The 22466-nt window shown below is 71.9% G+C and carries 21 protein-coding genes; 12 read left to right on the top strand and 9 right to left on the bottom strand.

Features of this window, described 5'->3' with window-relative positions; all coding sequences use genetic code 11:
* The first annotated feature begins 4 nt into the window (after positions 1-4).
* The 6 genes from G567_RS0103250 (at position 5) to G567_RS0103225 (ending at position 7151) form a co-directional block, all read left to right on the top strand.
* Entirely contained in the window at positions 5-472 is a 468-nt protein-coding gene (locus tag G567_RS0103250; RefSeq protein WP_028928836.1) for a (2Fe-2S)-binding protein, read from the top strand.
* The gene (locus G567_RS0103245) at positions 469-2790 is read left to right on the top strand and encodes a xanthine dehydrogenase family protein molybdopterin-binding subunit (RefSeq protein WP_028928835.1); all 2322 of its coding nucleotides are present in this window, start codon (positions 469-471) and stop codon (positions 2788-2790) included. The genes G567_RS0103250 and G567_RS0103245 overlap by 4 nt, the downstream gene beginning before the upstream one ends.
* Entirely contained in the window at positions 2787-5180 is a 2394-nt protein-coding gene (locus G567_RS0103240) for a xanthine dehydrogenase family protein molybdopterin-binding subunit (RefSeq protein WP_037055594.1), read from the top strand. Before G567_RS0103245 ends, G567_RS0103240 begins: the two co-directional genes overlap by 4 nt.
* The gene (locus G567_RS0103235; RefSeq protein WP_028928833.1) at positions 5177-6052 is read left to right on the top strand and encodes an FAD binding domain-containing protein; all 876 of its coding nucleotides are present in this window, start codon (positions 5177-5179) and stop codon (positions 6050-6052) included. The genes G567_RS0103240 and G567_RS0103235 overlap by 4 nt, the downstream gene beginning before the upstream one ends.
* On the top strand, positions 6049-6525 hold the full coding sequence (locus G567_RS0103230) for a (2Fe-2S)-binding protein (protein ID WP_028928832.1): 477 nt from the start codon (positions 6049-6051) through the stop codon (positions 6523-6525). The genes G567_RS0103235 and G567_RS0103230 overlap by 4 nt, the downstream gene beginning before the upstream one ends.
* A 71-nt stretch (positions 6526-6596) precedes the next feature.
* The gene (locus G567_RS0103225) at positions 6597-7151 is read left to right on the top strand and encodes a YybH family protein (protein ID WP_028928831.1); all 555 of its coding nucleotides are present in this window, start codon (positions 6597-6599) and stop codon (positions 7149-7151) included.
* Between the two features lie 262 nt (positions 7152-7413).
* On the opposite strand, the gene G567_RS0103220 is transcribed toward G567_RS0103225, so the two are convergent.
* Entirely contained in the window at positions 7414-8001 is a 588-nt protein-coding gene (locus G567_RS0103220; RefSeq protein ID WP_028928830.1) for a hypothetical protein, read from the bottom strand.
* Positions 8002-8640: 639 nt separating this feature from the next.
* On the opposite strand from G567_RS0103220, the gene G567_RS33850 reads away from it, so the two are divergent.
* The 4 genes from G567_RS33850 (at position 8641) to G567_RS0103205 (ending at position 12014) form a co-directional block, all read left to right on the top strand.
* Positions 8641-9024 (top strand): ATP-binding protein, encoded by a 384-nt coding sequence (locus G567_RS33850; protein ID WP_161631662.1) that lies wholly within the window; start codon positions 8641-8643, stop codon positions 9022-9024.
* 257 nt (positions 9025-9281) lie between these two features.
* On the top strand, positions 9282-10223 hold the full coding sequence (locus G567_RS31730; protein ID WP_051232174.1) for an amidase: 942 nt from the start codon (positions 9282-9284) through the stop codon (positions 10221-10223).
* Positions 10224-10566: 343 nt separating this feature from the next.
* A complete protein-coding gene (locus G567_RS35075; protein ID WP_169338702.1) occupies positions 10567-10740 on the top strand; it encodes a hypothetical protein in 174 nt (57 codons plus the stop codon).
* A 971-nt stretch (positions 10741-11711) separates the two neighbouring features.
* Entirely contained in the window at positions 11712-12014 is a 303-nt protein-coding gene (locus G567_RS0103205; RefSeq protein ID WP_028928829.1) for a BMC domain-containing protein, read from the top strand.
* 41 nt (positions 12015-12055) lie between these two features.
* On the opposite strand, the gene G567_RS0103200 is transcribed toward G567_RS0103205, so the two are convergent.
* The 8 genes from G567_RS0103200 to G567_RS0103165 form a co-directional block, all read right to left on the bottom strand.
* Positions 12056-14269, bottom strand: a complete 2214-nt coding sequence (locus G567_RS0103200; protein WP_245585518.1) for a helix-turn-helix domain-containing protein — start codon at positions 14267-14269, stop codon at positions 12056-12058.
* A gap of 14 nt (positions 14270-14283) precedes the next feature.
* A complete protein-coding gene (locus tag G567_RS0103195) occupies positions 14284-15318 on the bottom strand; it encodes an alcohol dehydrogenase catalytic domain-containing protein (RefSeq protein WP_028928827.1) in 1035 nt (344 codons plus the stop codon).
* A 9-nt stretch (positions 15319-15327) separates the two neighbouring features.
* On the bottom strand, positions 15328-16671 hold the full coding sequence (locus G567_RS0103190) for a malate dehydrogenase (protein ID WP_084795798.1): 1344 nt from the start codon (positions 16669-16671) through the stop codon (positions 15328-15330).
* Entirely contained in the window at positions 16668-17297 is a 630-nt protein-coding gene (locus tag G567_RS0103185) for a BMC domain-containing protein (RefSeq protein ID WP_028928825.1), read from the bottom strand. Before G567_RS0103185 ends, G567_RS0103190 begins: the two co-directional genes overlap by 4 nt.
* On the bottom strand, positions 17294-18109 hold the full coding sequence (gene eutJ / locus G567_RS0103180) for an ethanolamine utilization protein EutJ (protein ID WP_028928824.1): 816 nt from the start codon (positions 18107-18109) through the stop codon (positions 17294-17296). Before eutJ ends, G567_RS0103185 begins: the two co-directional genes overlap by 4 nt.
* Positions 18110-19510: an aldehyde dehydrogenase family protein gene (locus G567_RS0103175; protein ID WP_028928823.1), complete on the bottom strand. Its 1401-nt coding sequence runs from the start codon at positions 19508-19510 to the stop codon at positions 18110-18112.
* Between the two features lie 83 nt (positions 19511-19593).
* Positions 19594-19920, bottom strand: coding sequence for a BMC domain-containing protein (locus G567_RS0103170; protein WP_028928822.1), 327 nt, complete (start codon positions 19918-19920; stop codon positions 19594-19596).
* A gap of 86 nt (positions 19921-20006) precedes the next feature.
* The gene (locus G567_RS0103165) at positions 20007-20300 is read right to left on the bottom strand and encodes a EutN/CcmL family microcompartment protein (RefSeq protein WP_028928821.1); all 294 of its coding nucleotides are present in this window, start codon (positions 20298-20300) and stop codon (positions 20007-20009) included.
* Positions 20301-20480: 180 nt separating this feature from the next.
* Here G567_RS0103165 and G567_RS0103160 point away from each other — a divergent pair, with 180 nt between their 5' ends.
* Positions 20481-21485: a DUF7064 domain-containing protein gene (locus tag G567_RS0103160; RefSeq protein ID WP_028928820.1), complete on the top strand. Its 1005-nt coding sequence runs from the start codon at positions 20481-20483 to the stop codon at positions 21483-21485.
* Complete coding sequence (locus G567_RS0103155; protein ID WP_028928819.1) at positions 21482-22465, top strand: HAD family hydrolase; 984 nt, start codon at positions 21482-21484, stop codon at positions 22463-22465. The genes G567_RS0103160 and G567_RS0103155 overlap by 4 nt, the downstream gene beginning before the upstream one ends.
* Position 22466 lies beyond the last annotated feature (1 nt).

Raw genomic sequence — 22466 nt, 5'->3', positions numbered from 1 at the left:
TGCGGTGGAACTGACGTTCACGGTCAACGGCAGACCGAGGGTGGTCGAGATCGACCCCGCGGAGACCCTGCTCGGCGTCCTGCGTGACCGCCTGGGCCTGACCGGGACCAAGGAGGGCTGCAACGAGGGCGAATGCGGCGCCTGCACCGTCCTGGTCGACGGCCTTCCGGTGGACTCCTGCATCTACGCCGCGGCCGCGACCGCCGGACGCCGGGTGGAGACAGCCGAGGGATTGACCCACGACGGGCTCGGTCGCGAGCTGCAGGCCGCCTTCGTCGCGGCCGGGGGCGTGCAGTGCGGGTTCTGCACGCCGGGCTTCATCACCACGCTCGTCGCCGTGCTGCGCGAGGACGACAAGCCGTCGGAGGAGGACGTACGGACCGCGCTCGCGGGAAACATCTGCCGCTGCACGGGCTACAGCCAGATCCTCGACGCGGTCGCCGCGACGATCTCCGGGAGGAACGAGCGATGACGGTCATCGGGGAGCGGGTGCCCCGCTCGGACGGGCAGACGAAGGTCAGCGGCGAGGCGATCTACGGGGTCGACTACGCCGAGCCCGGCATGCTCTGGGGCGCGCTGCTGCGTTCCCCGGTCAGCGCCGGCCGGATCACCCGGCTCGACACCACCGCGGCCGCGGCGATGCCCGGGGTCCACGCCGTCCTGACCGCCGCGGACGCCCCCGACGTCCACGCGGGCTGGGTGCTGCGGGACCAGCGGCTGTTCGCCACCGACGCGGTGCGCTACGAGGGCCAGCCCATCGCCGCCGTGGCCGCCGACACCCTGGCGCAGGCACGCGCGGCGGCCGCGGCGATCGTCCTGGAGATCGAGCCGCTGCCGGCCGTGGTCGACCTGGTCCGGGCGATGGCGCCGGACTCGCCGCTGGTCCATCCGGGCTGGGAGAGCTACGTCCCGGCCGCCGGCCCCGACTTCCCGCGTCGGGGCAACATCGCCGCCGAGTGCATCGCCGACCCGCCGGGCGTCGACGAGGCGTTCGCGCGGGCGCACCGGGTGATCTCCGACGAGTTCGTCGCCCAGCGCCAGTACCAGGCCTACATCGAGCCCAAGAGCGCGGTCGGCATCTTCCGCGACGGGCGCTACACCGTGCACACCGCCCACCAGTTCCCCTACAACGTGCGCGATCGGGTGTCCCAGTTCCTCGACGTCCGACCGTCGGCGGTGCGGGTGGTCGGGCACACGATCGGCGGCGGGTTCGGCGCCAAGCTCGACGCGAGCCTCGAGCCCTACGCCGCCCTGCTGTCGAAGGTCGTGGGCGGGTCGGCGGTCAAGCTGGTCAACACCCGCACCGAGGACCTCCTGACCTGCCCCTGTCGCGAGAACGCGCTCACTCGGCTGCGCTCGGCGGTCGACGCCGACGGGAACATCCTCGCCCGCGAGCTCGAGGTGATCGCGGACAACGGCGCCTACAGCGGCGAGATGCCGTGGCTGGCCAGCATCGCGCTGCACTGCGCCCGCGGCGTCTACCGGTGCGGGCCGACCCGGGTCGTCTCGCGGCTGATGTACACCAACACCGCCCCGACCGGCGCGTTCCGCGGCGTCAACGGCACCTACCTGTACCACGCGGTCGAGCGGCACATGGACCACATCGCCACCGAGTTGGGGCTCGACCGGCGGGACTACCGGCTGCAGCAACTGATCACCGACGGCGCGGAGATGCCGAACGGCCAGGTGCTGGCCGACGCGGGCATCCTGCGGGAGGGGTTCGACGCCGTCGAGTCCGTCGCGCCCTGGGCGGAGCTGCAGGCCGGCCGGCGCCCCTACCGGGGCATCGGGATCGGGGCGGCGTGGTGGGTGACCAACCCGATGCCCGGCACCGCGGTCGTGAAGCTGCACGAGGACGGCACCGTCGCGGTGATCACCGCCGCCACCGACAACGGGTCCGGCGCGGTGTCGATGGGCGTCACCCAGATCGTCGCCGAGCGGCTGGGCATCCCGCCGACCGACGTGTTCGTCACCATGCCGGACACCGACGTGGCCGGGTTCGACGCGGGATCGCAGGGCAGCCGGACCACGCGGATCGTCGGCAAGGCCTCCCAGCTCGCCGCGGACGAGGTCGTCGAGAAACTCAGGGGTGTGGCGGCCGGGCTGCTCGAGGCGGCCGCGGACGATCTCGAGGTCGCCGACGGGACGGTTCGGGTCAAGGGCGTACCGGGCAACAGCATCCCGATCGCCGAGGTGGCGGTGGCGGCGACGAACACGGTCGGACCCGTGCAGGGCACCGGCTCGTTCGTCACCCCGTTCCCGGACTTCAACCCGGGTTGCGCGACGGGCCTGATGTTCCCGTCCTTCCCGACCCCGACCTACCACGTGCACCTCGCCGAGGTCGAGATCGACCCGGTCACCGGCAACGTGCGCGTGCTGCGGTACGTGGTGGCCCAGGAGGTGGGGCGGGTGATCAGCCCGGACGGCACATACGGCCAGGTGATGGGCGGGGTCACCCAGGGCATCGGCTACGCCCTGCACGAGAGCCTGCGGATCGGCGAGGACGGCCGCTACCGCGAGCGAACCCTGGAGAGCTACCGGCTGCCGCTGGCCACCGACATCCCGCGCGTCGAGTTCGTCCCGCTCGAGCATCCCGATCCCGACGGCCCGTTCGGCGCGAAGGGAGTGGCCGAAAGCCCGGTCCTGCTGCCCGCCGCCGTCATCGCCAACGCGGTCAGCGACGCGATCGGCGCGCCGTTGAACCACATCCCGATCATCCCGGAGGACGTGCTCGCGGCGATCCAGGGCAGTGCTGGCGACGTGAGGAGCGACGAGGAGGTCGCGCCATGACCATCATCGAACCCGTCGAGAGTCAGACCAAGTACACCGGCACGCGCGTCAGGCGAACCGAGGATCCCCGCCTGCTGGCCGGCCGGGGGCAGTACATCGACGACGTCACGGTCCCCAAGATGATCGAGGCGGCGGTGCTCCGCAGCCCGCTCGCACACGCCCGGATCACCAACATCGACGTCAGCCGGGCGCGGGCGCACCCCGGCGTGTTCGACGTCCTCACCGGACAGGACCTCGCCACCGTCGCGGGCCAGCAGCCGGTGATCTGGTTCCCGATTCCCGAGCAGCGGATCGCCAAGACGCACGCGCTCGCCGTCGACCAAGTCCGCTGGGTCGGGCAGGCGGTCGCGGCGGTGGTCGCGGTCGACCGCTACGTCGCCGAGGACGCCCTGGAGCTCATCGACATCGACTACGAGCCGCTACCGGTCGTGGCCGACCTCGACGCGGCGCTGGCACCCGACGCGCCCAAGCTCTACGACGATTGGCCCGACAACGTCAGTGGCTCGCTCACCTACACCGCCGGCGATCCCGATGCCGCGTTCGCCTCCGCCGACCTCGTGGTGAGCGCCAGTTTCCGGCACGGCCGCGCCTTCGGCTGCCCGCTCGAGCCGCGCGGGTGCATCGTGAACTGGGACACGTTCGCGGGGAGCCTCGATGTCTGGCTGTCCACGCAGTCCCCCAACCTGGCTCGCGACCTGCTGGCGGAGGTCTTCGGGATCCCGGTGCACAAGATCCGTGTCCGGACGCCGAACCTCGGCGGCGGCTTCGGCAACAAGTTCGACTTCTACGGCGAAGAGGTCATCGCTGCCGTCCTGTCCCGACGCACCGGCCGCCCGGTCAAGCTGATCGAAGACCGCGCCGAAAGCTTCGTCGCGACCTCGCACTCGCGAGACCAGCGCCTCGACTTCGAGATGGCCCTGCGCAGCGACGGGACCATCCTCGGGCTCCGCGGTGTCTCGTACGGCGTGCTCGGCGGCGCCTTCGGCACCGTCGGCTCCGGGCCGCCGTGGGCATCCGTGCTGACGTGCATGGGACCGTACAAGATCCCCAACATGGACGTGACGGTGAAGGCCGTCATGACAAACCGGTCGCCATACGGCTCCTACCGCGGTTGGGGCGTCCCCAAGGGCAACATCGTGCACGAGCGGCTGATCGAGCTCGCGGCCCGCAAGCTGGGCATGGACCGGACCGAGATCCGGCGCAAGAACTTCCCCGCGCCCGAGGAGTTCCCGTTCTTCACGGGAGTCGCCTTCACCTACGACAGCGGTCGCTACGCGGACTGCCTCGACCTGGCGACGAGCAAGATCGACGAGCTGGGGTGGCGGGAGCGGCAGGCGCGAGCCCGGGCCGAAGGCCGCTCCGTGGGCATCGGCTACTCCTTCCACGTCGAGCCGAGCGCCTACGGGCCGAGCCGGATCCTCAACCTCGTCGGCCTCGCGCACTCCGGGTTCGACGAGGTGACCGTTCGGATGGACTCCATCGGCAAGGTCACGATCTACTCCGGCCAGATCAACATGGGGCAGGGCACCCACACCATCTACGCCCAGCTGGCCGCGGACACGCTCGGCATCCCGATGGACGACGTGGTCGTGATCACCGGGGACACCGACTCGTGCCCCTACACCGGGTACGGCACGGGCGGCAGCCGAGCCGCACCGCTCGGGGGTGCAGCGATCCTTCGGGCAGGCGAGCGACTGCGTGCGAAGATCCTCAGAATCGCCGCCGAACTGCTCGAAGCCTCCCCGGAGGACCTGCAGATCCAGGATGGCCAGATCAGCGTCAAGGGCACGACCGGCCGATCGGTGTCCACCCGCGACGTCGGGGACGCGGCCTACCGACGGCTGCTGAACAGATTGCCCGAGGGGGAGACGCCGACGCTCGAGGAGGTCGACGTGTTCGACCCACCGAACATGGCGACCTCGTACGGCTGCACCGCCCTGCTCGTCGAGGTCGACCGCGAGACCGGGACGGTGTCGCTGCTGGACTGTCTGCAGGCCCACGACTGCGGCACCGTGATCAATCCGATGCTGGTCGACGGCCAGCTCGCGGGCGGGCTGGCCCAGGCGTTGGGGGGAGCTCTTCTCGAAGAGCTGGTGTACGACGAGGAGGGCCAGCTGAAGACGGCCAGCTTCATGGACTACCTGCTGCCCACCGCGATGGAGATCCCGCCGTTCCACTTCTACCACCAGGAGACCCCGGCCCCGGACATCCCGGGCGGCATCAAGGGCGTCGGCGAGGCCGGCCCGATCGCCGGGGTGTCGCTCGTCGGCAGCGCCATCGACGACGCGCTGAGCGACCTCGGCGTCGCGGTGACACGCTTCCCGTGCACTCCACCCCGGCTCCTGGAACTCATTCGTGAAGCCCAATCGCGGAAGGAGGGGTCGGCGTGAAACCCCCGCCCGTCAAGTACGCCCGTGCCGGTGACGTCCAGGAGGCGATCGCCCTGCTCACCGAGCACGGGAGCGACGCCAAGGTGCTCGCCGGCGGGCAGAGCCTCATTCCGCTGATGAACTTCCGGCTGGCCCGCCCGTCGATCTTGATCGACATCAACCGCGTCCGCGAGCTGGACTACGTCCGCGAGGACAACGGCACGCTCGCGATCGGGGCGATGACCCGGCAGCGCGACGTGGAGACCAGCTCGGTGGCCGCCGCCTCGGTGCCGCTGCTGCCCGAGGTGCTCCGCCACGTCGGCCACATCACCAACCGCAACCGCGGGACCGTCGGCGGCAGCCTGGCCCATGCCGACCCGGCGGCCGAGCTTCCGGCCCTGGTCACCGGGCTGGGCGGCGAGCTGGTCGTGCAGGGCCCGAACGGGGTGCGCACGATTCCGGCCGAGGACTTCTTCATGTCCACGTTCACCACGGCGCTGGAACCCGACGAGGTACTCATCGGCGTCCGGCTGCCGCGGCTGCCCGGCGGAACCGGCGTCGCCGTCGAGGAGCTGGCCCGCCGGCACGGGGACTTCGCCATCGTGGCCGCCATGGCCGCCGTCCATCTCGCCCCGGACCGCTCGGTCGACCTGGTCCGGCTGGCCGTGAGCGGGGTGGACTCGGTTCCGGTCCGGCTGCATGCCGCGGAGGACGCGCTCACCGGCGGCCGACCGAGCGCCGAGGCGATCGAGGCCGCGGCGGCAACCGTCGCGGACGCCATCCACCCGGCCGACGACGTCCACGCGCCGGCGTCCTACCGCCGGGACATGGCCCAGTTGCTGGTCAAGCGGGTCGCGAAGGCCGCGCTCGAGCGAAGCGAGACGAAATCATGAGCGACAAGCTGACGGTCTCGATGACCATCAACGGCCACACCTACACCGCCGACTGCGAGCCGCGGCTCACGCTGGCGGACTTCATCCGCCACGGGTGCGGGCTCACCGGTACGCACCTGGGCTGCGAGCAGGGGGTGTGCGGCGCCTGCACCATCATCGTCGACGGCCGGACCGTGCGGGCGTGCCTCGTGCTCGCGGTCCAGGCGGACGGCAGCACCATCACGACGGTCGAAGGACTCGCCCGCGGCGACGAGCTCAACCCGCTCCAGGAGGCCTTCTGGGCCAACCACGGCCTGCAGTGCGGCTTCTGCACACCGGGGATGCTGATGTCGGCCACCGAGTTCCTGAAGGCCAATCCGGAGCCGACCGCCGAGGAGGTCCGCGAGTGTCTCTCGGGCAATCTCTGCCGCTGCACCGGATACGACTCGATCGTGAAGTCGGTCCTGGACGCCGCACAGAAGCTGCGGGCCTGACCGACCAGCTGTGCGCCCAGGCCGTGCTACCCGAGAGGGCGGCCTGAGCCGCCACACGGGAAGGACGAGATATGCCGGACACCGAACACGATCGCAACGACATCCTCAAGCTGCACAAGGACTGGTGGGAGGCCAACGCCGGACTCGACATCCCTCGCATGAAGTCCGTGTTTCCGTCGGGAATGAGCTACCTCATGTTCAACCTGAACGGGCACCCCTACTTCGGGATCGACGAGAAGACCCGGCTCTGGGAGTGGTACCAGGAACAGCTCGACATCCAGATGCCGGACATCAGGATCATGCGGCTGACGATCTCGGGCGACATGGCGTGGCTGGCCTGCGAGGGCGTCTTCCCGCTCCGGCTGATCGGGCAGTCGGGCACCGGATCGCAGACGTGGAAGGTCGGCGAGGCCGGCGAGGCCGCATACGACCCCTTCCGCCTTCGCGCGACCGAGCTCTACCAGCGCGACGACGGCACCGGCCAGCCGATCTGGAAGATGTGGCACTTCCACTGTTCGCCGCTCCCGCCCGCGAACGAGCCACGGCCATGCTTCGGCGACACCGCACAGGAGAGAGGACTCGGCTGGATTCCCGACGGGCAGCCGGAGCGGGTGGTCGGCGTCTGACCCTCTGCTGCGCACGTGGAGGAGGAGGCACGACGGTGACCGTGGCGGAACCGTTCACGATTCTTGGGCCGGTCGGCACGGTGGCCGGCTCCCATGGGCCGGGCATCACGACAGCAGCTTCACGCTGCGGCAGTATGTGCACGCCGACCACATCGAGGATCTGGCGCTGGGCGCCGAGATGCTCGGGCGGTGAGCAGTGCCACGTTCGCCCCCGACCGGGCGAACCGCGCTCGTACCGATGTCGGGAGCGTCACCGCCGCCGTCACGAGCCGATGCGACCCCGCGGCCAGTGCCCGGCGGGCAGTTCCGGGGGCGCCGGCCCGATCAATTCGGCAAGCCGCCGCAGCCGCCGCGCCCCGCTGATCCGCAGGCCGGGCCGGCGGGCCAGGAGCACGGGTCCGAGGCCCGCCCCGGTCGCCGCGGCGACCAGCGGCCGGTGGGTTCCCGGGGCGTGCGGGTCGAGCGCGAGCAGGTACCCGCCGCAGTCATCCGGGCGGCCCGCGGCGAGCGCCCACAGCCGCAACAGCGGTCCGTCGAGCCGCATTCCGGCCGGCACGGCCTTGGTCACCCCGCGAGTCCAGGCCGCGGCCAGGGCGGTGAGGTCACGCCGGAACGCGGTACGCACCGCCGTCGCCCCGCTCTCGGTCGTCGTGACCTCGACGATCACACCGGCCTCCGCGCAGGCCGCGACCACGGCGGCGGCGCTGGATGGGTCGGGCAGCACGATGCTGAGCCGGGCCATGTCTCCCGCACCGAAGCGGACGATCTGGCCGGGCCCGCAGAGCAGCCCGGCCAGGCCCGCGACCCGGGCCGGGCGCGCGGCGTCGGGGAGTAGCGGCCGCGGCGACACGACACACATTCTAGAACACTTGTTCGACTTCGGGGGGTGGATGCGCCGGGGCGCGTCGGCCCGGCGGGGCGAGTTCAGCGTGTTCAGCTGCTGGTGTTTGGTTCGCCTGCCGCTTCGGTCGCGGCGAGGAGGTCGAGCAGGTTCTGCACACATAGCCCGAGGACTTGGTGCCGGTCGAGCGTTCGGTGGTCCAGCCAGTCCAAACAGACGGCGATGACGAACGAGCCCCGCGTCCCGCTCCGGAGGGCCGTCGGCCCGCTCCCCGGGGGGCGGCGGGTGGCCGTCCCCGCCGCCGGGAGGCGCTCCGCGCACGGCCGGCGAGGGCTCGGGGGCCGGGGGGCCGCCGACGGCCGCCGCGCCGCGTCGTGGCGCAGGGAGCACCGGCTGCTCCCGCGACGCGGCGGGGGTGGTTCTCGGACGCGGGCCAGACCCGGCCTCGACCCCGTGAACCCGCCGGGCGCACGAGCCGCCGGACGAGCGGCGCGACCGAGGGCGGCCTGCCCGGCCATGGCGAGGCCGTCGGGGCGGGCCGGCGGCAAGACGCGGCGGGTCCCGGAAGCGGCGGTCGACCGATTGGGCCGATCGGCGGACGGGTATGACCGCGGCATGTGCCCGGGCCGAACCGAGTGTGCGCAGGCGGTGAGCGCCCGGCCGGAGGCGCCCAGAGCGGTGCGGGCGCACCTGCGCGGCTGGCTGACCGAGATGCGCTGGCCGGGCCGAGCCATCGACGATATCGCGCTGGCGGTCAGCGAGGCGGTCACGAACGTCGTGGAGCACGCGTACCGCTCGGTGACCGTGGGCGGGATCGTGGAGGTCGACTGCGAGGCCATCGGAGCCGACCGGCGACAGCTGCGGATCTGGGTACGCGACCGGGGCCGGTGGCGTCCTCGGCGCCTCGACCCGGGGTTTAGGGGATGGGGGCTGGAAGTGATCGCCGCGCTGATGCTCGAGCTGCGCATCCAGCCCCGCGAGGGGGGCGGCACCGAGGTCATGATGCTGACCCGGCCGATCCCCCCGATCTGACGACCCCGGTCCCCGGTGACCGGGATTTCGCCCGGTTCCACGCGCGCGCCCGAAGGATCGCGGGCCCAGTCCGTGATCGCCGTGTGCTTTCACGGCTGATCTTTCGCGAACCAGATGGGCGGGCCGGACGGGCTGCGGGAATGGCGCAGCTGACCGGTGCAAGCCGCGCCACCCGGTTCTAGCATCGTGGTTCACCCAATCGAGCGGCCCGCACGTCAGGGTCCCGCCCTGGCGGCGCCAAGGGGATTGGAGGAGCGGTGGACTACACCGACTCAGACCTTCACTACATCTCGACGTCCGAGGCGATCGCCGGCTTCCGCGCGAAGGAGCTGTCGCCCGTCGAACTCCTGCAAGCGGTGATCGACCGCATCGGGCAGGTGAACGATCAGCTGAACTGCTTCACCCACACCTCCTTGGACCGGGCGATGGAGCAGGCCCGGCAGGCGGAGCAGACCTACGCCAACTCCCCGGAGGCCGCGCGGCCGCTCGAAGGCGTGCCGTGCGCGATCAAGGACTGGCACTCGGTCGCCGGCGCGATCACGACCTACGGCTCGCGCGCGTTTCAGGACTTCCGGCCGGATCAGTCCGCGCCCACCGTGGAGCGGCTGCTCGAGGCCGGGGTGGTGATGCACGCGCGCACGACCACGCCGGAGTTCGCCCACTCCGGCGCGACGCACAGCCCGCTGTGGGGGATCACGCGCAACCCGTGGAATACCGAATACAGCCCGGGCGGATCGTCCGGCGGGGCAGGCGCGGCCGTCGCCTCCGGAATGACCACCATCGCCGACGGCACCGACGGCGGCGGCTCCATCCGCATCCCCGCCTCCGCCAACGGGATCTTCGGCTACAAGCCACCGTTCGGGCGCAACCCGACCGATCGCGAGCACCCGGGCGAAACTGTCCTTCACTACGGCCCGATGACGCGCACGGTGGCCGATGCGGCGCTCATGCAGAACGTGATGTCCGGGGCACACCCGGCCGACGTCTACACTCGCTGCGCGACGAGGTCAAGCTCCCGACACAGTTCGAGGACATCCGCGGCTGGCGGGTCGCCCTGTCGATGGACCTCGGGTACGTCGAAGTGGCCGAGACCGTCCGCCAGAACACCCGCACCGCGGCCGAGGCGTTCACCGGGCTGGGCTGCACCGTCGAGGAGGTCGATCTGGGCTGGGACGAGGGCGTCCTGGGCGCCTGGCTGACGAACTGGGAAGGGCTCTTCTGGGCGCTGCTCAAGGACATGTACCAGCGCTGGCGGTTCCAGCTCGATCCGTTCGTCGTGAAGATCCTCGAGGCGGGCGCGAAGCACACCGTGCCGGACTTCTACGCCGTCCAGCGCACCCGCTTCGAGATGTATCAGAAGCTCGCGCCGATCCTCGACGACTACGACATCCTCATCTGCCCCACGCTCGCCGTGCCCTCGGTGAAGGCGGATCACCGCAACGACGATCCGACGTTCGAGATCAACGGCAAACCGGTCTACCCCTACGTCGGGTGGCTGCTCACCTACCCGTTCAACCTGGTGAGCCAGTGCCGGTGGCCTCGGTGCCCAGCGGGCTCTGCCCGCAGACCGGGGTGCCGACCGGGCTGCAGATCGTGGGCAAGACGTTCGACGACATGTCGGTGTTCCGCGCGGCCGCGGCGTACGAGCGAGCGCGGCCCTGGACGGACAGGCGGCCACCCATCGGCGGCGAGCAGCCCACGGCGGTGCGGGCCTGAGCGGCCGCCACGGAGGAACTCCGCGCCGGCCGGGAGGCGTCGAGGCGGAGCGGACCCGCACCGCCAGCTCCGCCCGGCCACCGGACCCGGCTGCCAAGCCCCGGCAGCATCCGGAGCAGCACGGACTCCATCGGCCGTCAGCCCGAGGCTGCTCCTAGCTGCACCGCGGGTCGCTGCTCACACGGCCTGCTGCCATCGCTCGTTTGCGATGCCTTGGCCGCCGGCCCCGCGCTCGCTCAGCCGGGCTCGCCCGCTTATCGGTGCCCCGGCGCAATGTCGGGCCGGCGGCGGTCCTTACCGTCAGCGGAACGGATCGAGGCCGGTCACGGCCTTGCCGGGGACGAGGCTGTGCACCTCCTCGGAGCCCTCGACGCCCGACCGACGGCGTCGAGCAGCACGCTGTCATTCTCGTGGCGCGGTCGGACTGTCGTTCTACCCGTTCTACTGTCGCTCCACAGTGGGTTTCGCGATGGCGGGCCGGCACAATCCGGACACCAGCGCCCGAGGCCAGGGCGAACGGCTTGGGCTGGCGTGACGGAGGGCCCAGGCAGGTGTGCTCGAGCGGGAAATCGGCCCCAAACATAGGCCAGGCCCGAGAACGTTTCGCAATCTTTCGATCGCTAGGTCTTAGGCGGCCCTAAAGTCGTCAAGGCCACTGCGTCCTCGGGCTGGTCACCGGGTCTATTTGCCGGCCCGGTAGGCCAAACCAGTATGCTCCGCGCTCCTGCTATGTCAAGAGGCCGCACCAGGACTCAGCGGCGGATTCGGCGATCCCGCTGGCGACAGGCCATCGGCCCGCTGTGCGGCGGCGTCCGCGATCCGCACCAGCCGGCGCCGCGTCGCGCAGCACAGCGGACAACGCGCGCGCCATCCCTTATCTGCGGACGACAGGGACACCGGCGCCGCCCGCTTCTAGTTTCGGCACGCAAGGTCGCGGCGCCGACGCCGCATCGGACGAAGGGGACTGCAGGATGGCGGAGAGCTCTCGAAGCGGCGCTCTGGGTCTGATCGAGACGAAGGGGCTCGTCGGTGCGATCGAGGCCGCCGATGCCATGGTCAAGGCGGCGAACGTTGTGTTCGAAGGCTACCGGACCTTGCGCAACGGCCAGGTGTCGGTGCTCGTCCGCGGGGACGTCGGCGCGGTGAAGGCGGCCGTAGACGCCGGGTCCGCCGCCGCACGGCAGGTCGGTGAACTGTACGTCAGCCACGTCATCCCCCGCCCGCACGGGGAGACTGAGACCGTGGTCGACCAGGCGGTATCCCCGCCTGCCTGAGCGAGTGTTGCGCAGCAACCATCGGTGCCGAGCGACCATCCTCAGCGGGACTGGTACTCCTCCCCCGGCTCGTCGGTCCCGCCCTGATTGACCTGCAGGAGTCGCAGCGCGAAGTCCGCGCGCATGCGGTCCTCGTGTCGCGTGAGGTCCAGGCCGGTGAGCTGGCGGATGCGCTCGAGGCGGTAGCGCAGCGTCTTGTGGTGCACGAACAGCCGCTCAGCGGCCAAACGTTGCGAGCAGTCGGCGTCGAAGTAGGCGCGCAGCGTTCGCACCAGGGCGCCATCGTTCTCGCGGTCATAGGCGAGGAGTGGTCCGGTGACCTCGTCGATGAAGGTCTGCAGGTCGGGGTCGTCGCCGGAGCCGAGCAGGAGCCGGACGATGCCGAGCTCCTCGTACAGGAACACGTTCTCCCCGCCGAGCCGGCGGGCAGCCGAGGACGCGGTGCGGGCCTCGTTGAGTGCGATGGGCAGATCGAGGACGTCGCGGTGCTCGCGGCTGACGCCCCACGTCAATCTGAGCCCGGGCCGGGCGCGTTGGATTGCTGCGGAGAATCCGTTCACCAGGTCCTTGACCTCAGGGCGTCCGAGGTCGGCGGCGATGGCCACGAGCATGTTGCCGCGGAGGCTGGCCAGGGCGAGCCCGCGCCCGTCCTCGGAGGATCGGACGGTACGTAGCACCTCGCGGCGGACCCGGTCGGTGTGCGAGGTGTCCCAGCCGTGTTCGGCGGCCAGCTCGTCGATGTTCTCGATCCGGCCGTGGAAGACCCGGAGGCCGCCCAGCAGCGACAGGTTGAGCTGCTGGGCCCGGGTGCGGGCGGCGAGCCGGTGCTCGACCGGCCCCTGCAGCAGGTCCCACAGGACCTGCTCGATCGCCTCGGCCCGGGCTCGGCTGGCGGCGCGCTCGCGCAGCAGCGCCAGCGAACACGCCATCGCGACCTGCCCCGAGGCGGCCTCCATGAGCTCGTCGGAGTGGTCGGCGGGAAGTAGGACGACGTGCCCGACCCGGTCGCCGTCCGCGTAGATCGGGCGGATCCAGCTGCGCGGCGCGACGTTGCGCAGGTCGGGCTCGGCCCCGCCCGGCGCCGTCCGCACGGTCGACGGCAGCGCGCTTTGCAGCCGAGTGCCGCTGTGGCCGGTGACGAGGCCACCGTCGCCGGCGTAGACGCCGACCTCGCCGCCGAGCTCGGTGGCGACCGCCCGGACGACGGCGGGGAGCCCACCGCCCTCGATCACGGTGCTGAGCAGCGTCTGCTGCAGGCGTGAGGAGCGTCGTAGCACGGCCACCTGGCCCTGTAGCGCGTCTCGGGCGCTCTCGGCCTCGGCGGCGGCGGCGGCCTGCTCGTCGTGCAGGCGGGCGTTGTCGATGGCGATGGTGGCGAAGTCGGCGAGGGTCACCATCCGGCGGGTGTCCCGCTCGGTGAACCGCGACGGGCGTCGCCGCCACACCTCGAGGACGCCGATGAACTCGCCCTGCAGCCGCAGCGGCACGGCGAGTGCGGACAGCGTCTCCTCCCGCTCGGCCAACGACATGAAGTCCTGGCTGATCGTCCGGTCCTCGAGGTAGGAATCGACCTTCGCCGGCTCGCCGGTGAGGAAGACCAGCCCGGCGACGCCTTGGCCGCGACGCATGCGCAACCGCGCGGTCTCGGCGACGCGGTTGCCGACGCACGCGCGCATCCGCACGACGTCGCCCTCCCGCAGCAGCACGCCGCAGATGTCGGCGTCGAGCAGCCGCAGGGTGCGCTCGGCGACGGTGTGCAGGACCTGGTCGAGATCGCGCACCGATAGCAGCTGGCGCAGGACGTCCTGCACGGCCGCAGCCTCGGCCGTCGCCGCGTCGATCTCGGCGTCCGAGTGTCGGCGGAGCATCAACAGGGACAGCCAGGCGCAGGCCTGCCCCAGCGCGGTACGCCACTCGGGTTCGAGCGGGACCTGCGGATCCCAGCAGACGGCCACGCCCCCGTCGGCCACCATGAGCACGCCGGCGCGGTCCCCGGGATCTGTTCCGTGTGGCGGCAGCCCGGTGAGCTCGGCCTGCGGCCCGGCGAGGACCGTCCACCGGTCGCCGGCCCACGCGGCGACCGTGATCGGCGTGCCGGTGAGCCGGCACGCGCGTTCGGCCAGGTCCCCGGCGGCCCCGTCGAGGTCGAACGGGAGGGTCCGGAGCAGGTCGGCGAGGTCGGCCGCTGCATCGCCGCGCCTCCACAGCGCACGCACCGGCACCGCCCTCGGGGGCTCGTCGGGCGTCGCGGTCAACTGCACCTCCGCCGCTATAGCGCGATCAGGGACTTGAGCGTACGGCGCTCGGCCATCGCCCGGTACGCCTCGGGAACGTCGTCGAGCGGCACGGTGTCCGTCACCAGGACGGTGGGATCCAGCATCCCGGACCGCAGCAGCGACAGGAGCGCATCCCCGTCGCGCATCAGATCCCCGATCGCGAAGCGCAGGGTCAGCTCCTCCGCGAACGCGCGCTCGACCGGCAGCGGCCAGGTCGGCCCGGCGGGCACGCCGACCGAGACGATCGTGCCGCGCCGGCGGACGAGCCCAAACGCGGCGTCCAGTCCGCGCGTACCTCCGACGGCGTCGACCACGACGTCCGCGCCGCGCCCGTCCGTGACGCGGTCGAGCACGCCGCGGGCCGCCTCCGAGGTCGCCGCCAGCGCGCCCTCGGCCGCGGCGAGTGCCCGCCGCTGCGCCACCGGCTCGACGAGGACGACCACGCCCGCCCCGCACGCCTGCGCGGCGAGGCTCGCGAGCTGGCCGACGGGGCCGCCGCCGAGCACCGCGACGCTGTCCCCCGGGCGCAGGCCGGACCGCTGGACGGCGGCGTAGCCGGTGGCGAGCGTGTCGCCGAGAAACACCGCAGCGTCGAACGGGACGTCCGGCGGGACCGCGCGCAGCACCGTGTCGGCAAACGGAACCCGAACCAGCTCGGCCTGAGCACCGGCCAGCGGGGGACCAAACGCCGAGCCGGTGCCGAAGAACTGGCGCCGGTCGCACTCCCAGTGATCCCCTCGGCGGCACCACCAGCAGCGTCCGCAGGCGGTGAAGTCCGCGCCGACGACGACGTCCCCGGTCCGGTGGCCCTGCACCGCGGCGCCGACCGCCACGATCTCACCGGCGTACTCGTGGCCGAGCACGGTACCCCGAGGTAGATGCTCGGGATGCGCGACGACGTGCAGGTCCGTGCCGCACACCGCGGCCCGCCGGACGCGCACGAGGGCGTCGGTCGGCTCGACCATCGCCGGGTCCGCGACGGATTCGACGGTGACCGCACCATCCGCGGCAAACAGGACCGCCCGCATCGCCGCCCCCTACGCCACTTCGGCGAGCGCCGCGAGACGCTCGCGAATGCGGTCGGCCGCCTCGCGTAGCGCGGCGAGCTCGTCCGCGCGCAGGTCGATTTCAACGATCTCGCGCACGCCGCCGCGCCCCAGCCGGGCCGGGAGCCCGACGTAGACGTCGCGTATGCCGTAGGTGCCGTCGGCGAGCACCGCGGCAGGCATGACCTCGCCGGAGTCGGCGGCCATCGCGAGCACCATGCGAGCGGCCGACCGCCCCGGCGCGAAGAAGGCGCTGCCGGACTTCAGCAGCCCGACGACCTCTGCGCCCGAGCCGCGCGCCCGGTCGACGATCGCGGCGAGCTCCGGACCGGCTACGAGGTCGGTGAGCGGGCGATCGTCGGCGGTGGCCTGCGACAGCGGGATGACCATCTCCTCGCCGTGGCTGCCGAGCGCCCACGCCTGCACCCGGTCGGCCCGGGCGGCCCCGGTGAGCGCGACGAGCGCCTGGAACCGGGCGGTGTCCAGCACACCGGCCATACCCAGCACTCGCTCGGCCGGGAAGCCGCTCGCCCGCCAGGCGTGCTGGGTCATCTCGTCGAGCGGGTTGGTCACGACGACGATCACGGCGCCGGGTGAGGTGTCCGCGACCCGCCGGGCCACGTCGCCGACGATCTCGGCATTCGTGCTGATCAGATCGGAGCGGCTCATCCCCGGCTGGCGCGGCTGCCCCGCGGTGATGATCACGTAGTCGGCGGGTCCGGCGGCCTCGACGGTGCCGACTCCGCGCACCCTCGTCGCGAACCCGCCGAGCGCGGCGGTGTGCACGAGGTCGACGGCGATGCCGGCGGCGCGGCCCTCGTCGATGTCGACCAGGACGACCTCGTCGAACACATCGGCGTCGGCCAGCCGCATCGCCGCCACCATGCCGACGTGGCCCGCACCGACCACGACGACCCGCCCGGAGGGTGTGGAGTCCCCGCTCAGCCGCACCGCGGCGGCGAGCGGTGCGCCCCTGCGGTAGAGCGCACCCGACGGCGGTCGTAGCGGCGCCGGGGCCAGGCGGGATCCGGCCGGGCGGGGGGCCACCCGCGGGATCGGCGAGGTCGGGGACGGTCGCGGCGAGCGTGCGGGCGGCCCAGGCGGCGGCACCGAGGCCGCCGGCGCGGGTGGCGCGGTCGGCTGCGGGACCGAGGACGTCGGGCGGTCCGGCACCGGCGCCGCCGGCTCGTTCGCAGCCGGGGCGGGGCCGACCACGATCTCCACCTCGAGCTCCCGGGCCCGCTCCCGCGCGAGCGGGGTGACGAGGTCACGGGGGCCGACGTGCAGCCGTCCGCCGATGGCCGCGTCCACATCGGAGGCGCCGAACACCGTCATCGCCGCTCCTCCCGTCCGTGCATCGATTCCAGTGCGGCGACGGCGGCGTCGCGCGCGGTCTGCACCTCGCTCTCGCTGCCGGACAGGAACATCCGCCCGAAGCGCCCGACGGCGCGCAGCTCGATGACGGTGATGTTCGCGGCCTTCTCCGCCTCGTTCGCGCCGATCGAGATGTAGGCCGCAGGCGCGACCTCCATCACGAACAGGCTCTGCCCCGGCATGAGCATCGAGCCCTTGCGCCACTTGTTGAGCAGCTGGGCCTGATACGGGTGCACATTGGTGATGAACTGGGTAGAGGCGATCACCGGTTTGAGCCGGTCGGCCTCGGTCATGCCGAGCTCGTCCAAGATCGCCTGGCCGGAGGCCAGCACCTCGGCCTGTTGCTCGGAGTGGATCTCGAGCAGCCCGAACTCGCGCTCGATGATCTGTAGCGCCGGGCGCACGCCCGCCGTCTTGAGCGCGATGTCGGCGGCCCGGAAGACCTCGTTCCCGGGAGCCATCTCGATGTAGAGCTCTGCCATGCCGGCCAGCGGGACGTCGCCGGGGCTGGTGGCCGCGATATGCGCAGCGCACTGCGGCTGCATCCGGTCGACGAACGCGTAGGTGCGCAGGGTCGGGCCGCTCATGAGGCCGCCCTCGCGATCCCGACGGGTGTGATCAACAGGGCGTGCGGATAGGTCACGACGGGCCGCTCCAGGTACCTGGCCAGCACGTCACCCGCGCCGGCGATCATCAGGGCGCCGCCCGCGAGGTGCAGCGGCAGGTCTTCGGCACCCCGGGTGAGGGCGCGCACGTTCTCCGCGACGCGCTGCAGCCCCGGCACCAGTATCGGGAACGCCTCGCGCGGGTGCGCGCGCTTGTACGGCTCGGCCTCCTCCAGCGGGATGCCCAGCGCCCCGGCCAGCATAAGATCGAGGTGATGCCCACCGCCGGCCCGGTCGTCGAGCTGGACGAGCTCGCCGTCGCGGAACACGCCGACGCCGGTGGAGCCGCCCCCGACATCGACGACGACGCCGTCACGCACCCCGAGCGTGCGCTGCGCGGCGGAGACCTCGTCAACGAGTACGACATCGGCGAAGCCCGCCGACTCACAGACGTAGGTGCACGCCCGCGCGTCCTTCACCGGGATGCACGGCGGATACGCGGTGGTCGCGGCCGTCAGCTCGACGTCGAGCGCCCGCTCCGCGGCCGCCTTGAGCCGGCCGACGGTTTCGACGGCTCGGGCGAAGTCCACGACGACGCCGTCGCGCAGTGCCCCTGACGGATGGGCCTCCACCCATACGGGCCGGTCCTCGGCGTCGAGGACCACGAGCACGCAGCTGGCCGTGCCCAGGTCGACACCGACCCGCAGCGGGCCGACCACGGCGTCGGGGGGTTCGGCTCCGATCCGGGCCGCCGCCGCGAGCAGCTCCCGCGGATCGCAGGCCAGGGCCGTCACCTAGAGCTCCACCGGGTCGTAGACGGTCCGCCAGGGCCGGACCTCGTGCGCAATGCGCTTGATGTTGATCAGATGCAGCGGAGTGACGTTGTCGGAGCAAATGGATCCGCTCCACGTACCCGTCCCGAGCTGGAAGGACGGGTCGACCTCGGTGGAGTAGCCCATCCCGCCGAACAGCGCCGGGGTGTTGATCACGATCCGGCCGGCGGGCAGCGTCCCGAACGGGGCGATCTCCTCCGGGTCGGCGGCGTGCACGGCGGTGGTGTGCCCCTCCCCGTCGAGGGCGAGGATCTCGCGGCAACGCCGCAGCCCCTCCGCGGCGTCGCGGGCGCTGTAGACCGAGAGGACCGGTCCGAGGATCTCGCGCGACAGCGGGGTCTCCACGCCCACCGAGTGCAACTCCGCCGCGAGCACGCGGGTCGTCGAGGGGACGGTGAAGCCGGAAAGCTCGGCCAGCCGCACCGCGGACTGCCCGACCGCGCCCGGGCGCAGGGCCCCGCGCTCGTCGAACAGCACCCGGACCAGCGCGTCCTGCTGGGCCGCGTCCAGCCAATAGGCCCCTCTGGCCTCGAACGCCGCGAGGAATGCCGGCGCGACCGCGTCGACGACCACGACCGACTGCTCGGCGACGCACGCGGTGCCGTTGTCGAACGACTTCGAGGCGATGATCATCTCGGCGGCCTCGGCGGCGTCCGGGACGCTCTCTCCCACGTACGCGGGGACGTTGCCGGCCCCGACCGCGATCGTCGGCTTCCCGCTGGAGTAGGCCGCCCGCACCATCCCAGGCCCGCCCGTCGCGAGCACCAGCGCGACCTCCGCGCGCCGCATCAGCTCCTGCGTGGACGGCAGCGTCGGCTCAACGAGGCAGGAGACCAGGTCCTCGGGCGCGCCGGCGGAGACCGCCGCGTCAGCCATGATCTCTGCGGTCCGCAGCGTGCATCGGGCGGCGCGGGGATGCGGCGCGTGCACGATCGCGTTGCCCGACTTCACCGCGGCCAGGCTCTTGAACAGGGTGGTCGAGGTCGGGTTGGTGACCGGGATGATGCTCCCGATCACACCCATCGGTGCGCCCACAGCGGTGACCCGGGCGGCGTCGTCGACCCACAGCACTCCGACGGCGCGACGCTCCAGCATCCACTTCGCGACGAACCCGGTGTTGTAACGGTTCTTGTAGATCTTGTGCTCGTAGACGCCGTATCCGGTCTCGTCGACGGCCAGCCGGGCGAGCTCCTCGGCGGCCTTCGTGCCGGCCAGTGCCATCGCGCGCACGTACCGGTCGAGCGTCTCCTGGTCGGTGCCCTCGAGTGCCTCGAAAGCGCGGCGGGCGGCGCGCGCCTTGGCCCGCACGTCGGCGAGCGCGGCGAGATCGGCGTCCAGAGCGGTATCAATGGCGGCGGTCATCTCTCACCTCGATGGGAACGGGGCGGACGGACAGGGGCCGGCGCGGGTCGGCGGACAGCGTCGACCCAGTGACCCGGCCCGAGTCAGCCCTTCGGTTGGGTGAGGGCCGCCAGGATGCTCTCGGTCTCGTCGTGCGGGCGCGGGATGACGTGCACCGAGACAACCTCTCCGGCCTTCCCCGCCGCAACCGCTCCGGCGTCCGTCGCGGCCTTCACCGCCCCGACGTCGCCACGCACCATCACCGTCACCAGGCCGCCGCCGATCTCGCGGTGGCCGACGATCTGCACGTTGGCGGCCTTCACCATCGCGTCGGCGGCCTCGACAGCCCCGACCAGGCCCTTCGTCTCGATCAGACCCAGGGCACCGCGGAGCGCCGGCGCCCCGTTCCCGCCTGCGGTGGTTGCAGCCATGTCGTCCTCCATGTGGTCTCGTCCTCGAGTGCCGGGGGTTCCCGGCCGAGCCGGGACGGGTGGAGTCGTGGTCGCCGTCGCGGCGGTCACGTCTTCTGGTAAGCGACCGAGCCGGACCGCACCACTGTGTCGGCGATGGCGACGACGGCCCTGTCGGTCGGGGTGTCGGCGCCGGCCGCGACCCGGGCAGCGCCGCCGGTGGTCACGAGGACCACCTCACCGACGCCCGCACCGACGAGGTCGACCGCGACGTAGGCGGCCCCGCTCGTCCGCTCGGGATCGGCGCCGGAGGCGTCCTGTACCAGCAACAGCGTGAACCGGGCGAGACCGGGTTCCTTGGCGGTCGAGACGACCTGGCCGAGCACCTTGGCCAGCTGCATGCCCGGTCACCTCCATCGGTCCGCTGGGCCGGAACAGTAGGGCGGGCAGAATCGCGCTGCGTTATCCGAGAGAGACAACGTCGCGATATGCCGTTGTCTGCGGACGCACTGGCCGGTGCGATGCGGAGCGGACACGCTCACAGAACACCGGCCGCGCCCGACACGCGAGGAGGTCCACCGGTGATCCGTCCCGAGGACGCGCAGTTCCATCCCCCGACCAGCAGCGACCCGCTGTGGGCCGAGACCAACTACTTCGGCCTGTACGCCGGGCAGGACACCGATCGGCCGATGAACATCGGTGTCTACGGGCTGTTCCGCGAACCGCTCGGCGTCGTCGGCTCGACGGTGTCGGTCAACTCCCGGCGCGTCACCGTGCCGTGGGCCGCGGACTACTGGGACGCCTGGGAGCACCTGGTGGTGCCGAAACCGTCGAACCTGCTCGACTACGAACTGGCCAACGGCCTGAAGGTTCGCTGCTCCGAACCCAACAAGGTGTGGGACGTCGACTACTCCGATGCCGCGGCCGGGCTGGAGCTGCACTTCCGGTACACGGCGCTGATGGAGCCCTACGACATCAACGATCCGGACATGGACCCGATGGCGGCCGGTCGCGATCTGGCCAAGACCTGGGGCCACGCCTACGCCGGACATTTCGACCAGACGGGGCGCTACGAGGGCGAGATCGTCCTGCGCGGGACGACAACCCCCATCGACTGCGTGTCCACGATGGACCACAGCTGGGGGATCCGTGCCGAACGCCAGACATCGCGACTGTCATGGCAGCACGCGCACGTCTCGCCCGACCTGGCGATCCACGTCATCTGCGACTTCAACACCGAGGCCGGCCCGGAGGCGCCGTCGGCCCAGACGATGACCCATGGCTACGTCCTCGACCACGGCAAGGTCTACGGGCTCAAGGCGGGCGGCGGCACCACCTGGCGTCGGGGTCTCTACCCCGAGGCGATCCAGCTCTCGGTGACCGACTCGGCCGACCGCACCTGGGAGCTCGAGGGCGACGCTCTCACCACCTTCCCCTGGCAAGCGTGGCCCGGAACGGTCGGTCACAATTGCCTGCTGCGCTGGAGCGTGAACGGCCTGCTCGGGTACGGCGAGTGCATGGACTTCATCGGGCTCGGCGAGCTCGGGGCGGTCTATGACCGGGTGCACGCGTCGTCGGGCGGATGATCCCGGTGCAGGCCCGGCCGCCGGTCCGGGCGGTGATCTTCGACCTCGACGGCACGCTGGTGCAGACCCGTGTGGCGTCGTGGGAGATCTTCGAGAAGGTCAGCAGACGGTTCGGGCTCGGGGTCGACCGGCCGGAGCAGTACTTCGGCCTGTTCCAGGGCAACGTCTACGCCTCGATCCGGAAGCTGTGCCGCGACGAGGCGCACGCCGACGAGGTCAAGGAAGCCTTCCTGCAGCTGCTGCGCGACGAGTACACCCCGCCCCTGGTCCCCGGGGTGGGCGACGTCGTGCGCCGACTCGCCGCTGACTGCACCCTCGCCGTGATGTCCTCGAATGCGACCCAGGTGCTGCGCCGGGTCCTGGAATCGAACGCGTTGGCGTTCTGCTTCGCGCACGTCTTCGGTGGAGACGTGACGCCGGACAAGCGCACTGCCATGCGCGCGTTCCTCGCGGACGGGGGCAGCGGCTTCGGACGCCGGTGCAGCGCCGACTACGACGAGGCCGGCCGACAGGTGGAGCTCGACGGGGCGAGCACCGTCCTGGTCACCGACACCGCGGGCGACGTGCGGGACGCGTTGGAGGTAGGCATCCGCGTCATTGGCGTGGCCTGGGGCATGCACACGGTCGAGGAGCTCACCGCCGCCGGCGCCGAGTTCGTCGCGCTGTGGCCCCAGGAGATCGCTCCGTATCTACTGGGTGACGCCGCCGCTCGTCCACCGGACGGTGCATGTGTGGTGCCGAGGGAGCTCGCGGAGCCGACGTCGGACTGCGGATGCGGCTGCGGCGGCGCGCCGGCCGGTACCGCGAGCGCCGACGGTGGGGTGGCGGCCGCAGCGGCGGTGCGCCGCAACCGGAGGCGAATGGCCGGCGTGCGGCTCCCGAGGCCGGCACCGTCCGGGGCGGCCACGGCAGGACGACCGGGCGCTACCGCGGAGGACGAGCTCGTGGCCGCGATCCGGCGGGTGTGCCGTCGTGGATGAG

Origin of the sequence: Pseudonocardia asaccharolytica DSM 44247 = NBRC 16224 (assembly GCF_000423625.1) — a bacterium.
GTDB classification, from domain to species: Bacteria; Actinomycetota; Actinomycetes; order Mycobacteriales; family Pseudonocardiaceae; genus Pseudonocardia; species Pseudonocardia asaccharolytica.
The sequence above is the reverse complement of the archived record's forward strand: the minus strand, read 5'-3'. Positions and strand labels throughout refer to the sequence as shown.